Genomic DNA, 1066 nt, shown 5'->3' on the forward strand with positions numbered 1-1066 from the left:
AGCGGGGACTTCGTCACCAGGGCGATCCGGCCGCTCATCACGGTCTGGGTGCCCGTCAGCGGCCCGGTCATGAACGCCAGTCGGTTCTCCGGTCCCAGCGGGTCCACGTCGGCCCCCTTGTCGAAGACGTACTTGACGCCGAGCCCGCGCGCGCCGCTGTACTTCTCCGCGTCGTCGTCGTCGATCCCGCGGTAGCTGACCTCGCCGTCGCCGAGGTCGACCTGTGCCACACGGTCTCGGTAGCCGCCCATTTCAGTCATGTAATGCTCTATCATTATATTGGAACTACACCGTGTTATGTTTTGATTCGGCACTGTAACCGGAATTAGTTACTACTTCGGCCGATCGCCGTTCGCTACTCGTTCGCGAAGCAACTTCTCGTCTGGCGATTTAGTCGCTGACGCGGGACGACCGCGTCGAAACGGGGAGTTAACTCGAAGGGGACCGAATCTCGGCCCGTGACGAGGGCGGGCCCTGACGCCGAGCGAGGAGGTAGCCGCTACCGGCGAGGCCGACCGGGCGACCGCGACCCGCGACGGCTCGTCGTCGCGTTCGCCGCGGTCGTCGTCGCCGCGTCCCTCGTCCCCGTACCGGGTGCGGCGTCCGGGGGCGGCCAGCCGGGCGGTCTCCTCCCGGCGTGGGTCGGTGTCACCATGGGGTTTCACCTCGTCGGGTACGCGCTACTCGCCGCGCTCGTAGTGAGGGCCGTACGCCGCGCGCCTCGGCAGCGAGTCGCCGCGGCGGCCCTCGGCGTCGCGGTCGCGACCGGCGTCGGATTCGGCGTCGAACTGCTTCAGGCGCCGATCCCGTGGCGGTCGTTCGCGTGGACGGACGCGGCGGTCAACGCGGTCGGGGCGGTCCTCGGGGCAGCGATCGCGGCCGCGTCACCACCGCCGGGCGACCGGAGGTGATCGGGGCCGACCGGGTCAGCCTCCGAGCCCCGACCGCGAGAGACCTCAGCGAAATCGACGTTCGGCGGCCCGTGTCCCTCAGCGTCCGGGCGCGACGGCGCGGCCGCGACCGCGGCGCCGCACCGTCGCTGCCACGTCGGCGTTCAGCCGCGAGC

At 70.3% G+C, this 1066-nt stretch carries 2 protein-coding genes; one reads left to right on the top strand and one right to left on the bottom strand.

Features of this window, described 5'->3' with window-relative positions; genetic code table 11:
* On the bottom strand, nucleotides 1–260 hold a 260-nt coding region (locus U4E84_RS18520), incomplete at its 3' end, for an aldehyde ferredoxin oxidoreductase N-terminal domain-containing protein (RefSeq protein WP_322533520.1).
* Nucleotides 261–458: 198 nt separating this feature from the next.
* Between U4E84_RS18520 and U4E84_RS18525 the strand changes: the two genes are divergently transcribed.
* Nucleotides 459–911, top strand: a complete 453-nt coding sequence (locus tag U4E84_RS18525) for a VanZ family protein (RefSeq protein WP_322533521.1) — start codon at nucleotides 459–461, stop codon at nucleotides 909–911.
* Nucleotides 912–1066: the final 155 nt, after the last annotated feature.

The organism is Halorubrum sp. AD140 (assembly GCF_034497445.1).
GTDB lineage: Archaea > Halobacteriota > Halobacteria > Halobacteriales > Haloferacaceae > Halorubrum.